The 14045-nt window shown below is 35.9% G+C and carries 8 protein-coding genes; all 8 read left to right on the top strand.

Going from position 1 to position 14045, the window contains the following annotated elements:
* Positions 1 to 117 precede the first annotated feature (117 nt).
* The 8 genes from ACIQ1E_RS00985 to deoC all read left to right on the top strand — a co-directional run bounded on the left by ACIQ1E_RS00985 (position 118) and on the right by deoC (position 14043).
* On the top strand, positions 118 to 1476 hold the full coding sequence (locus ACIQ1E_RS00985) for a gliding motility-associated C-terminal domain-containing protein (RefSeq protein WP_396167888.1): 1359 nt from the start codon (positions 118 to 120) through the stop codon (positions 1474 to 1476).
* A gap of 160 nt (positions 1477 to 1636) precedes the next feature.
* Positions 1637 to 2071: a CBS domain-containing protein gene (locus ACIQ1E_RS00980; RefSeq protein ID WP_396167881.1), complete on the top strand. Its 435-nt coding sequence runs from the start codon at positions 1637 to 1639 to the stop codon at positions 2069 to 2071.
* Positions 2072 to 2224: 153 nt separating this feature from the next.
* A complete protein-coding gene (locus ACIQ1E_RS00975) occupies positions 2225 to 4510 on the top strand; it encodes an NADP-dependent malic enzyme (RefSeq protein WP_396167879.1) in 2286 nt (761 codons plus the stop codon).
* An 88-nt stretch (positions 4511 to 4598) separates the two neighbouring features.
* Entirely contained in the window at positions 4599 to 5180 is a 582-nt protein-coding gene (gene ruvA, locus ACIQ1E_RS00970; protein ID WP_396167877.1) for a Holliday junction branch migration protein RuvA, read from the top strand.
* A gap of 35 nt (positions 5181 to 5215) precedes the next feature.
* On the top strand, positions 5216 to 12352 hold the full coding sequence (gene sprA, locus ACIQ1E_RS00965; RefSeq protein ID WP_396167886.1) for a cell surface protein SprA: 7137 nt from the start codon (positions 5216 to 5218) through the stop codon (positions 12350 to 12352).
* Positions 12353 to 12516: 164 nt separating this feature from the next.
* On the top strand, positions 12517 to 12897 hold the full coding sequence (gcvH, locus tag ACIQ1E_RS00960; RefSeq protein ID WP_396167876.1) for a glycine cleavage system protein GcvH: 381 nt from the start codon (positions 12517 to 12519) through the stop codon (positions 12895 to 12897).
* Positions 12890 to 13276 (top strand): VanZ family protein, encoded by a 387-nt coding sequence (locus ACIQ1E_RS00955; RefSeq protein ID WP_396167874.1) that lies wholly within the window; start codon positions 12890 to 12892, stop codon positions 13274 to 13276. Before gcvH ends, ACIQ1E_RS00955 begins: the two co-directional genes overlap by 8 nt.
* 23 nt (positions 13277 to 13299) lie before the next feature.
* The gene (deoC, locus tag ACIQ1E_RS00950; RefSeq protein WP_396167873.1) at positions 13300 to 14043 is read left to right on the top strand and encodes a deoxyribose-phosphate aldolase; all 744 of its coding nucleotides are present in this window, start codon (positions 13300 to 13302) and stop codon (positions 14041 to 14043) included.
* The last annotated feature ends 2 nt before the right edge of the window (positions 14044 to 14045 follow it).

Below are 14045 nucleotides of genomic sequence, written 5' to 3'. Positions count from 1 at the left end.
TCTGCATCTTCCTTAAATCGCTTGTTAAATGTTATTGAATTCACACCTATAAATTTCTCCCTTGTACTCATTTGACAAAGGTAATACTATTTTCGTTTTTGGGCGGCCTAAACGCCTATACCTACAATTAAATATACTTTCACCGTTACCAATTCAGGCACAATGAACTTGAGCAATGTTGTAGTTACCGATCCAAAGGTTTCGGTTACTGGAACTTCGATAGCTACAATGGTTCCGGGAGCAACAAACAGCACTAACTATTCAGCTACTTATGTAATTACTCAAAGCGATATCAATGTTGGAAAAGTAATCAACCAAGCTAAAGTAACTGCAAATGTAGAAATCGGAAAAGCAATTTCTAATTTATCGGACAGTGATGATAGCTCGTTAATAGGTAAAAATGACCCTACGGTTACACCTTTAAAACAATCGAAACAATTAACTTTAATCAAAGGAGGAACATTGGTAGGAACTGGAGCTGTTGGAGATATAATCCAATATGTATTTACAGTTAAAAATAGTGGAAATGTAACTGTTTCTAATATTGATATTGATGACTTAATGATTAGCAAAACGCCAATTGTTGTTACACCTAATTTATTACTTCCTGGACAAACAGGAACGGCATCGGCAACATATACTATTACAGCGGCAGATTTTGCTGCTGGGCGAGTGGTAAATTCTGCCATCGTTATTGGTGATGCACCAGATGGTTCGCCCGTAACTGATATTTCCGATTGGGATAATCCTGCATTGCCTGGTCCTGATGATCCAACAGTGGTGATATTGACCAGACAGCCATCTATAGCATTAATCAAAACAGCAGATTTTGATGACAATAATAATGATGGTAGAGCTGAACAAGGGGAGACAGTAACCTATCGGTTTACAGTAGTGAATACTGGAAACACACCTCTTTCAAATGTTACGGTTATTGACCAAAAACCAGGTCTTAGGGTTATAGGAGATCCTATTTCATTAGGAATTGGCGCCAGAGATAATTCTTCGTTTAGAGCAGTTTATGTTCTTACAGCTGAAGATATTAAAGCAGGGATGGTTGAAAATCAAGCAAAAGCAAAAGGAACATCTTCAGCAGGAGTTACGGTTGAGGATTTGTCTGATAACAGTTCCATATTTGAGGATAATCCAACAGTATTGAACTTTGACGGCTGTAATTTAACTGTTTATAATGCAGTGACACCTAATGAGGATGGAATAAATGATTACTTCTTGTTGGAGGGCATAGAATGTTACCCAGATAATACAGTCGAATTAACGAACCGTTGGGGAGTTATGGTTTATGAAGCAAGAGGATACGACAATAAAACCGTTGTATTTAAAGGGACTTCTGAAGGTAGAGTTACTATAAAAGTTGGCGAACAATTGGCAAGTGGTACCTATTATTATGTAATAAAATACAAAACATATCTTGGTGATGTGGTGACAAAAATAGGGTACTTATATATTTCGAGATAAAATAGGTAGAAATGCAACAAAGGAAGAAAATTGAAACAATTCAAAATAAATGAAATGCAAGCTTGTTTCCCGTTCAATAGTTTTATTTTAAAATATTAAGAACGATGTTGATTAATTAAAAAAAAATTCTAATTTTATCTTTTAATTAAATTATTCTATTATGACAGTAAATCAAATATTAGCAAAAAAAGGAAAAGAGATTTATTCTGTAATACCTACCATTACAGTATATGAAGCTTTGGTGAGTATGAGTGAAAAAAATATTGGTGCTATTTTGGTAGTAGAAGACAATGTTTTGAAAGGAATTTTTTCAGAAAGAGATTATGCTCGAAAAATTGTTTTGAAGGATAAATCTTCGAAAGAAACGTTGGTTCAAGAAATTATGGCAAGCGATGTTATTACTGTGAAACCTAGCGATAACTTAGAGTATTGTATGGAATTGATGTACACCAAGAAAATTAGGCATTTACCAGTTTTAGAAAATGAAACTATTGTTGGGCTTATATCCATAGGAGATGTGGTTAAATCTACAATAGATTTACAAAAAGAAACGATAGAGTACTTAGATTCCTATATAAGTGGAGGAAAGTCATAAATTATTATCAAAGAATAATAGAAATAGCTGCAAATTTTGCAGCTATTTTTTTTTAAACAGAAGAATCTGTTTTTGTGTTATAATGAAGTCGAAAAACGACCACTATTTAATCTAATTCTTTTATCTTTGATTGTTAGAATAAAATTTTAAAGAATGGATAAGAACAGTAAACGACTAGAAGCATTATTATATCATGCAAAACCAACACCTGGAAAAATTCAGGTTGTCCCAACCAAAAAACACGCCACACAAAGAGATTTATCTTTAGCTTACTCACCTGGAGTAGCTGAGCCTTGCTTAGAAATTGCCAAAGATGTAAACAATGTATATAAATACACTTCAAAAGGAAATCTAGTTGCTGTAATATCAAACGGAACTGCAGTATTGGGTCTTGGAGACATTGGTCCTGAGGCTTCAAAACCGGTAATGGAAGGTAAAGGAGTATTGTTTAAAATTTTTGCTGGGATTGACGTATTCGACATTGAGGTAGGAACAAAAGATATTGAAGAATTTATACAAACAGTCAAAAATATTGCCCCAACTTTTGGAGGGATTAATCTGGAAGATATTAAAGCGCCAGAATCTTTCGAAATCGAAAGAAGATTAGTTGAGGAATTAAATATTCCTGTGATGCACGACGATCAACACGGAACGGCAATCATTTCATCGGCAGCCTTGATCAATGCCTTAGAGTTAGCCGGAAAAAAAGCCGAAGATTTAAAAATGGTCGTGTCAGGCGCAGGCTCTGCAGCTATAGCTTGTGCCAATATGTATGTTTTATTAGGGTTAAAAGTAGAAAACATACTTATGTTTAATAGCAAAGGAGTTTTGACAAAAGACAATCCTGCTTTGTCCGAAATGCAGCTAGCCTACGCCACAGATAAAAAACCAATGAGTCTTGAAGAAGCGTTAGTAGGTGCTGATATTTTTCTAGGATTATCCTCTGGCGATATAATGACTCCGAAAATGTTATTGGGAATGGCAGAAAACCCTATTGTTTTTGCTATGGCAAACCCTAATCCAGAGATTAATTATCATTTAGCTATTGCCACTCGAAAAGACATTATTATGGCGACAGGTCGATCTGACCATCCTAACCAAGTGAATAATGTTCTTGGGTTTCCTTATATTTTTAGAGGAGCAATGGATGTTCGGGCAACCAAAATAAACGAAGAAATGAAAATGGCCGCCGTTCATGCGCTGGCAGCTTTGGCCAAAGAAAGTGTTCCTGAGCAGGTAAATATTGCTTATGGAGCAACCAAACTAACCTTTGGTCGCGACTATATTATTCCTTCACCATTTGATCCAAGATTAATTGCCAAAGTGTCTCCTGCAGTTGCAAGAGCAGCAATGGAGTCTGGTGTAGCTCAGAATCCAATACACGATTGGAATAAATACGAAGAAGAGCTTTTGGATCGGATGGGAAGCGAAAATAAAATGGTTAGAATGCTCATCAATAGGGCTAAATCGAATCCCAAAAGCATTGTTTTTGCCGAAGCAGATCATTTGGATGTGCTGAAAGCCGCTCAAATTGTGTTCGAAGAAGGAATAGGGTTCCCTATTTTGTTAGGAAAAAAAGATATCATCATGGAGTTGAAAAAAGAACTTGGTTTTGATGCCGATTTGCCTATTATTGACCCTAAAACGCAAGAAGAGGTTGCAAGGAAAAATAAATTTGCAAAAGCCTATTGGAAAACCAGACAACGAAGGGGAATTTCATTATTTGATGCAGAGAATCTAATGCGCGAAAGAAATTATTTTGCAGCAATGATGGTCAATCAAGGGGAAGCAGATGCGCTATTGACAGGATATTCTAGAAGTTATCCATCTGTAGTAAAACCGATGTTGCAGCTTATCGAAAAAGAGCCCGGGGTTTCATTAATTGCAACAACCAATATGATGATGACCAGTCGTGGTCCGATGTTTATGTCAGACACTGCCATCAATACCAACCCAACAGCCGAAGAATTAGCTAAAATTGCTATAATGACTGCTAATGTGGCCAAGTTGTTTGGAGTTCAGCCGGTTATTGCAATGATTTCATTTTCAAATTTTGGTTCTTCCACAAATGAAAGCGCAACCAAAGTGAGAGCGGCTGTTGAATATTTGCACAAACATCATCCACAAATGATAATTGATGGAGAAATTCAAGCTGATTTTGCCTTGAATCAAGATATGTTGGCGGCCAAATTTCCTTTTTCAAAATTGGCTGGAAAGAAAGTAAACACCTTAATTTTTCCGAATCTTGAATCGGCAAATATTACTTACAAACTTTTGAAAGAATTGAACAAGGTAGATTCTATTGGGCCAATAATGTTAGGAATGGGCAAGCCAGTCCATATTTTTCAATTGGGCGCCAGTGTCGAAGAAATGGTAAATATGGCAGCAATTGCAGTAATTGATGCTCAAGAATTAGAAAAGAAAAAAACTAAAAAATAGCTTATTTTTTAGTTAATAGCAGGACTTATATAAATTTGGCAAAAATTTATATAAGTTTTGTTATATTTGGACACATTTATAGCATTGTATGATAGCACATTTGCAAGGAAAACTAGTTGAAAAAACACCGACTCAAGTTGTAATCGACTGCGGCGGAGTAGGGTATCATGTGAATATTTCTTTGCACACCTATTCTTTGCTTCCAGCAACGGATTATATCAAATTATTTACTCATCTTCAAATCAAAGAAGACTCCCATACTTTGTTTGGTTTTGTAGAAAAATCAGAAAGAGAAATTTTTAAATTGTTATTGTCTGTTTCTGGAATTGGGGCAAGTATTGCAAGAACAATGTTATCCTCATTAGATCCCAAACAAATTACAAATGCAATTGCTTCAGGCGATGTATTAACTATTCAATCTATAAAAGGCATTGGCAGTAAAACCGCTCAAAGGGTAATACTTGATTTGAAAGAAAAAGTCCTAAAATTATACGATTTAGACGAAGTTTCGATGTCGCAAAGCAATACAAATAGAGATGAAGCGTTATCTGCTTTGGAGGTTTTAGGTTTTGTTCGCAAAGCATCCGAAAGGGTGGTCGAAAAAATTATTAAAGATGCTCCAGAGAGTACAGTTGAATTTATTATTAAGCAAGCTTTAAAAAACTTATAAAGTTGAAGTTATTTTATTTTAAAAAAGATTCTTGCGTGTATAAAATTTGTGCGTTTTTAATTCTATTATTGTGTGGTTTTGTTTCACAGGCTCAAGTAAATCCAGCCCCACAAGATACAATTAAGGAGGGCTATTACACAGGAAAAATCGAAATTAAAGACCCACAAAGTATTGTTCAAGCTTATGTCTACGATCCTGCAACAGGAATGTATATATTATCCAAAACTTTTGGTGACTTCCCTACTAATTATCCTTCTATTTTAACTCCAAAAGAATATGAAGACAGAGTAAGGAAAGAAACGATGCGCAAATATTTTAGGGATAAATTAGATGCTATCGATGGAAAAAAAGGCTTAAGTGAGCAGGCAAAGAAAGATTTGTTGCCAAGATATTATATAAAGTCAGGACTTTTTGAATCGATTTTCGGAAGTAATACCATTGACATTAAACCAACGGGATCCGTCGAAATGGATTTTGGTGTTCGTTATACCAAACAAGATAATCCGGCTTTTTCCCCGAGAAACAGGTCAGTAACTGCATTCGATTTCAATCAGAGAATTAGTATGAGTTTGATGGGTAAGGTTGGTACCCGACTGAACGTAAACATCAATTATGATACTCAATCTACTTTTGATTTTCAAAATTTAGTCAAGTTGGAATACACCCCGACAGAGGACGACATTATTCAAAAAATTGAAGTCGGAAATGTCAACATGCCTCTGAATAGTTCTTTGATAAAAGGGGCTCAAAGTTTGTTTGGGGTAAAAACCAAATTGCAATTTGGCAAAACAAGTATCACTGGTGTTTTCTCGGAGCAAAAATCTCAAACCAAAACTGTCGTAGCTGAAGGCGGTGGGACGGTTCAAGACTTCGAATTATTCGCCTTAGATTACGATAATGACAGACACTTTTTCCTTTCGCAATATTTTAGAAATAAATACGATGCAGCGCTGAAAAATTACCCTTTTATTGATAGCAGAGCTCAAATTACGAGGCTTGAAATATGGGTTACTAATAAGCAAAACAGAGTTACTACGACCAACAATAACTTGAGGAATATTATTGCACTGCAAGATTTAGGTGAGGCGCAATTGTCCGGTTTGCAAGATAGTGAAGTCGTAGTTTTAGATCCTTCAACGGGGATGTTCAACAATCCTATCGACTCGCCTGCAGACAACTCCAACAATGATTTTGATCCGGCGCAAATAGACACTGGGACCGGTTTATTGAATAAGAATATTCGTGAAATTGCCACTTCTGGTTCTGGTTTTAATGTCACTGTCAATGAAGGTGCTGACTATGGTAAGTTAGAAAATGCTAGAAAATTGAATGCAAACGAATATACGTTTCATCCTCAATTAGGGTATATTTCCTTGCAACAAAGGCTTGCCAATGACGAAGTTCTTGCTGTAGCCTATCAATATACAATTGGTGACAAAGTATATCAAGTAGGGGAATTTGGAAATGATGGTGTTGATGCAACTCTAGTTACAGGAACTACAGTAGCGGATCAAGCAATTATTTCTCAAAGTTTGGTTTTGAAAATGTTGAAAAGTAATTTGACCAATGTTAAAAATCCGGTGTGGAACTTGATGATGAAAAACATTTATCAAATTCCAGGAGCTTATCAGTTGAAACAAGAAAATTTCAGGTTCAATATTCTTTATACCGATCCTTCTCCAATTAATTATATTACTCCTGTTACAGGGAGCACGTTTCCGCCAAATCCAACTCCAGGAAATGAAGTCAATGAAACGCCATTATTGAAAGTGTTCAATTTAGATAAATTGAATTTCAATAATGACCCGCAAACTGGCGGTGATGGTTTCTTCGATTTTATGCAAGGACTTACTATCGATACTCAAAACGGTAGAATCATCTTTAGCACCAAAGAGCCTTTTGGGGCTTTGCTATTCTCAAAATTATCTAATGGAGCTGGTGAAGATTATAAAGATAGTAACACTTATAATGCAAATCAAAAGAAGTATGTTTTCCGGAGTATGTATGCCAATACACAAGCCGGAGCATTGCAAGATGCTGACAAAAATAAATTCTTGCTTAGAGGAAAATACAAATCCACGGGAGGAGACGGAATTCCAATTGGAGCTTTCAACGTTCCAAGAGGCTCTGTGGTAGTGACTGCCGGCGGAAGAGTTTTGGTAGAAGGTATCGATTATAGTGTAAATTATCAATTAGGACGAGTTCAAATTCTCGATCCGTCGCTTCAGGCTTCGAACACACCTATCAGTGTTTCATTAGAAAATAATTCCATTTTTGGGCAGCAAACCAAACGGTTTTTTGGTGTTTATGTAGAACATCAAATCTCGGATAAATTTTTGCTTGGAGCGACCTTTTTGAAATTAAATGAAAGACCATTTACTCAAAAGTCCAGTTTTGGACAAGAGGTTGTAAACAATAGTATGTATGGTTTCAACGGAAACTATTCATCTGAGATTCCGTTTTTTACTCGTTTGGTCAATAAATTACCTAACATCGATACCGATGCACCTTCCAACCTTTCGGTACGTGGAGAAATTGCCTTTTTGGAACCTGAGAATCCAAAGGGAAACAGCTTCCAAGGCGAATCAACCATTTATGTCGATGATTTTGAAGGATCGCAATCTACGATCGATATGCGTTCGCCATTTGCTTGGAAATTGTCATCGACGCCTTTAAATGATGCTGAAAGTCAGTATGATTTTAATGCCACTGCCAACGATTTAAGTTATGGTTTCAAAAGAGCAAAATTAGCTTGGTACACTATTGACCCTATCTTTTATACAACAAAACCATCTGGAATTTCGAATGATGATCTGTCATTGAATACCACAAGAAGAATTTTTAGTGAAGAATTATACCCACTTACAGATATTGCAGTAGGCCAGTCTCAAGTGGTCAATACCTTAGACTTGACTTATTTTCCAACCGAAAGGGGAATGTATAATAATGCGACGAATGTTTCGGCAAGTGCTAAAGACAATTTTGGAGGTATCATGCGTTCTTTGAATTCGACCAATTTCGAGCAAGGAAATGTCGAATACATTCAGTTTTGGATATTGGATCCTTATGTTGGAGCAGGTGAAATACCAAAGACAAATACTGGAAAGATTTATTTCAACTTAGGTGAAATATCAGAGGATATTTTGAAAGATGGAAGAAAACAATACGAAAACGGATTGGGGCCAGATCAAGTAAAAGTAAATCCGCAACCACTTTGGGGAGACGTTCCTGCATCTCAATCTTTGATTTATGCCTTTGATGTTAATGCTGGAAATCGTACCAATCAGGATTTAGGTCTCGACGGTTTACCAGGCTCAAAGGAAGGGGCAATTTATACCAATTATGCGTCGGAACCCGATCCAGCAGCAGATGATTACAAATATTATTTGAACACAACAGGGGGGATTATTGACCGATACAAACTGTATAATGGTGTTGAAGGAAACTCTGCAGTAGATATCAATGATGCCAATAGAGCTGCAACAGCCGAACCAGATGTTGAAGATATCAATCGGGACAATACAATGAACACCATCAATGCCTATTACGAATATAGTGTTGATATGAAACCGAATATGGCCGTTGGTCAAAACTATATAACCGATATTAGGAATACCCAAATCACTATGGACAATGGGCAAGTAACGGATGCAAGATGGATTCAGTTTAAAATTCCTGTAGCGCAACCAACAAATACTATTGGTAATATATCCGATTTCAGATCTATTCGTTTTATGAGGATGTTTATGACGGGTTTCAATGATAATATTACCGTGCGTTTTGGTGCCTTAGACTTAGTTCGAGGCGATTGGAGAAGATACGCCAATTCACTTGACGCCAATGATCCTAATATAAACGATGACAATACAACTCTTGATGTACTGGCCGTAAACCTTCAAGAAAATAATGATAGATGTCCTATCAATTACGTTATCCCTCCTGGAGTGCAACAGGAACAGTTGTTCAATGCCAATTCTGTAATCAATCAGAATGAGCAATCATTATCATTAAGGGTATCCGGTAATGGATTAGAAGCAGAGGACTCCAGAGCTGTTTTCAAAAACGTAAGCGTCGATATGCGGCAGTTTAAAAAATTGAAAATGTTTTTGCATGCTGAATCTTTACCAGGCGAGATCGCTCTTGTAGATAATCAAATGGTAGGGTTTATCCGGTTTGGAAATGACTTCAATCAAAACTTTTACCAAATTGAAATTCCCCTGAAAGTAACGCAAGCTGCCTCTTCCGTAGGGTCAAATTGCGGAGCCTTGAGCGCTGAAACCGTTTGGCCAACCGATAATGAAATTGATTTGTCACTAGCTCTATTGACGCAACTGAAAATTGAAGCGATGAGCATAGATCCAAGTACCTTGCCACCGGATGGAATTTATTATAAAAATGAAGATGAATTGGATCCTTCATTGGCTGGAAAGCCTAACAAATTAAGACTTGGTATCAAGGGAAATCCTAATTTTGGTTACGTTCGAAATTTAATGCTAGGGGTAAAAAGCAATGAGTTACGTCAGAATATAAAAGGGGAAGTTTGGTTCAATGAATTACGTGTTGCCGATATGGATAACAGCAAAGGTATGGCTGCAGTATTGAATGTAGATACCAATTTTGCTGATTTTGCTACTATTTCTGCCTCAGGGAGAAAAAGTACGATCGGGTTCGGAGGAATAGAACAAGGACCAAATGACAGAAATCGTGAAGATACTCAGCAATATAATATAGTAACAAATTTCAGTTTAGGTAAGTTATTGCCACCAAAATGGAAAGTTAATTTGCCATTCAATTTTGCTGTTGGAGAAGAAACGATTACTCCTGAATACGATCCTTTTAATGCGGATATCAAATTAAAACAATTGTTAGACAATACTACTGATGCGGATGAAAAAGACAATATCAAAAATCGAGCAGTTGATTATACCAAAAGAAAAAGTATCAATTTTATTGGTGTAAGAAAAGATAGAGGAGAGGCACAAAAGCAACACATATACGATATAGAAAACTTTACCTTTTCTCAATCATTTAATGAAGTGGAACACCATGATTACGAAATAGAACAATTTACAAATCAGGAGTCCAGTACTGCTGTAGATTATGGTTTTAGTTTTCAGCCGAAGCCGGTTGAACCGTTTAAGAAATCAAAATTTACTAAGAAAAGCACCTATTGGAAAGCTTTGAGCGACTTCAATTTTAATTATTTGCCAACCAATATCAATTTCAATACCAATATTATTAGACAGTACAATCGTCAACAATTCAGGCAAGTCGATGTACAAGGAATCGGACTTGATCCATTGTACAGAAGGAACTATGCTTTTAATTACAATTACGGATTTAATTATAATTTGACTAAAAATCTGAAATTCAATTACAAGGCGTCTTCAACCAATATTGTAAAAAATTATCTTAACGAAGATAATGTTCCAAATGATGATTTGACCATATGGGATAGTTATTTGAATGTGGGACAGGCGAATTTCCATATGCAACAATTGGTGATGAATTACGAAATCCCGTTAGACAAAATCCCAGTATTTAGTTTCTTGAAAGCCAATTATTCCTATACTGGTGATTATAGTTGGCAACGTGCGTCAGTAGCATTGTCTGAGATTAACATTGGAGGTGTCGATTATAATCTTGGAAATACAGTCCAGAATGCGATTTCTCATAATTTGAATGCCAATATGAATATGGATTTGTTTTATAAATATATTGGATTGACCAAGCGTTCACAACTAAAACCTAAACCAAAAACAGCGCCAAAACCAGGAGAAAAATTGACTAACACCAATGTTTTGGAGCCAAGAAAGAATGATTTTGTAAATGGTTTGATAGGTGTGCTGACTAGTGTCAAAACCATCCAAGCAACGTATACCAAAAACAGTGGTACCGTTTTACCGGGTTATACACCTGGAGTAGGCTTTTTTGGGACTTCAAAACCTACCATCGGATTTATTTTTGGTAGTCAAGATGATGTTAGATATGAAGCGGCAAAGAACGGTTGGCTTACAGCTTATCCGGACTTTAACCAAAATTATACTCAAGTAAATAACGAAATATTTAAATCAACGGTAAATATTGATTTATTGCCTGATTTAAAAATTGATTTGTCATTAGACCGGTCCTATTCAGAAAATTTTTCAGAACAATACGATGTAAGTAACGGAATTTATAATTCTAGATCGCCTTATAATTATGGAATGTTTGCGATTTCAACAATTTTGATTAAAACATCATTCTCTAAAAGTGACGAAAATTCTTCGGCAGCGTTCGACGATTTTAGAAGCAATCGACTGCCTATCGCCAATCGACTTGCTGTCGAAAGAGGAATTGACATCAGTAATCCGGCCAATATTGATGCCGAAGGTTATCCTAAAGGTTTTGGAAAAAACAACCAAGCAGTATTGCTGCCTGCGTTTTTAGCGGCTTATTCGGGCGAAGATGCCTCAAGTGTTTCTTTGGGAATCTTCAAAAGTTTTCCAGTGCCTAACTGGTCAATTAAATACAATGGTTTGATGCGCTATAATTTTTTCAAAACTAATTTCAAGCGTTTCTCATTACTTCAAAATTATAGAGCTGCCTATACTATTAGTGCTTTTCGATCTAATTTCGAATATGATAAAAATCCAAGCGGAGTCGATTTAAGCGGGAATTATTACAATGAAACTATCATGTCTAACGTAAATTTAGTCGAGCAATTTAGTCCTTTGTTAAGAATGGATTTCGAACTGAAAAACTCATTAAAAATTCTGACTGAAGTCAAAAAAGACCGTGCATTATCGATGAGTTTTGATAATAATTTATTGACCGAGGTTAAGGGAGTGGAGTATATTGTGGGAATGGGATACCGGATTAAGGACGTGATTTTTTCATCAAGCCTTGCCGATAATCCAACTGGAATTATAAAAAGTGATATTATTATAAAAGCCGATTTTTCATATCGAAACAATAAAACAATCGTTAGGTATTTAGATTACGACAACAATCAGTTAGCCGGAGGACAAGATATTTGGTCATTAAAATTAACGGCCGATTATTCCTTTAGTAAGAACCTGACGGCGATTTTCTATTACGATCACGCTTTTTCGCAAGCCGTTGTATCGACATCATTCCCTTTGACAAACGTTCGTTCAGGGTTTACGCTTCGATATAATTTCGGAAATTAATTTTTTGATTTCAGAGCAATTTTTGAATAGAAGATTGTTACATTTGCCCTATGAATTTTTCAATATAGTAGGCTATAGCAATCATCATCGAAATATCTAAAGTCTATTAATTTATAATCAAAGATTAGCGTTGTAATCAATGCAATCTGCAATCTATAATAATTATGAGCGTACCAGCAAATTTAAAGTACACAAAAGATCACGAATGGGTAAGCATTGATGGTGATATTGCAACAGTAGGAATTACTCATTTTGCACAAAAAGAATTAGGAGATATTGTTTATGTTGAAGTAGAAACTTTAGACCAAACATTGGATAAAGATGAAGTTTTTGGAACTGTAGAAGCAGTAAAAACAGTTTCGGATTTATTTTTGCCATTGACTGGAGAGATTGTTGAATTCAATGATGACTTGGAAAGCAATCCAGAAAGTGTAAATACCGATCCTTATGGAGCAGGGTGGATGATTAAAATAAAAATATCTGTTCCATCAGAAATAGATTCGCTTCTTTCTAGTGAATCTTACAACGAATTAATTGGTGCGTAAAAAGATATTTTTAGCTGCAGCCTTGTTTTGGACCGGAGTTATATTGTTTTTTTGTTTGGAAAACGCCAAAGATATTCCGCAAATAAACATACCTTATATTGACAAAGTTGTACACGCAATATTTCATTTTGTATTTACAACGTTGTGGTTTTTGTATTTTAAAAAGAAATTAAGTAGCTCGATTATCGTTCAACCGTTGACTTGGTCTTTTGTTTTTTCGCTTTTATTCGGAATTTCAATTGAATTGATGCAGCAATATATTACACTGACGAGAAGTGCAGATGTAATTGATGTTTTAGCTAATACAGTGGGAGCAAGTCTTGTAGTAATTACAATTCTTTTGTTAAATGCACGCACCCGAATTGTAGACAAAATTTAATTCAACAATCATAGGTTATCTCAATGAATTTTAAGCAATACTTAGATTCGACTTATTTAAAAACACCTTCGCAAGCTGGACTTACAGAGGCTGAAAATACCATTATTGCAAAAGAATTTATTCAAGAAGCTATAGATGAGAATTTCAAACTCATTATGATTCGACCTGACATCGTGACTTTAGCCAATAAAATGATTACTGAGTCTAAATCCCCTGTTCAAATAGGAACTGTAATCGATTTTCCAGAAGGAAAAGGTGGATTAGAAGCTAAACTTGCCGAAGCCAACCAGGCTATTCAAGATGGAGCAGACGACCTTGATTTTGTATGTAATTACGAAGCTTTCAAGGCTGGAAATGTTGATTTGGTAAAAGAGGAAATCCTGAAATGTACGCAATTTGGTCTTGCAAACAGTAAAGTTGTAAAATGGATTATCGAAGTGGCAGCGCTCACCGATAAACATATTATGCAACTTTCGGCTTTGATCAAAAACTTGGTTATTACTCATTTTAAAGAAGAAAATTACGCTTCGGTTTTCGTGAAATCGTCAACAGGTTTTTTTAAAACCGAAAACAATCTTCCCAACGGAGCTACTGTTCCCGCCATTATTATAATGCTTGAAAACGCAAATCCACTTCCAGTAAAAGCCGCTGGCGGAGTGAGAACCTATGAAGAAGCTGTCGAAATGATTCGTTTAGGGGTAAAAAGAATAGGTACATCTGGGGCAAAAGCCATTGCAAACGGCCAAAAAGCCGACGGCGGTTATTAAAC

This window comes from Flavobacterium sp. (assembly GCF_044348915.1).
In the GTDB taxonomy this organism is placed as follows: Bacteria; Bacteroidota; Bacteroidia; order Flavobacteriales; family Flavobacteriaceae; genus Flavobacterium.
This window is presented reverse-complemented; position numbering and strand designations above follow the sequence as displayed.

Bases quoted from the DNA above. Each gene is read 5' to 3' on its own strand.
- ruvA (WP_396167877.1), top strand. From the start codon at position 4,599: ATGATAGCACATTTGCAAGGAAAACTAGTTGAAAAAACACCGACTCAA.
- ACIQ1E_RS00975 (WP_396167879.1), top strand. From the start codon at position 2,225: ATGGATAAGAACAGTAAACGACTAGAAGCATTATTATATCATGCAAAA.
- gcvH (WP_396167876.1), top strand. From the start codon at position 12,517: ATGAGCGTACCAGCAAATTTAAAGTACACAAAAGATCACGAATGGGTA.
- ACIQ1E_RS00980 (WP_396167881.1), top strand. From the start codon at position 1,637: ATGACAGTAAATCAAATATTAGCAAAAAAAGGAAAAGAGATTTATTCT.
- deoC (WP_396167873.1), top strand. From the start codon at position 13,300: ATGAATTTTAAGCAATACTTAGATTCGACTTATTTAAAAACACCTTCG.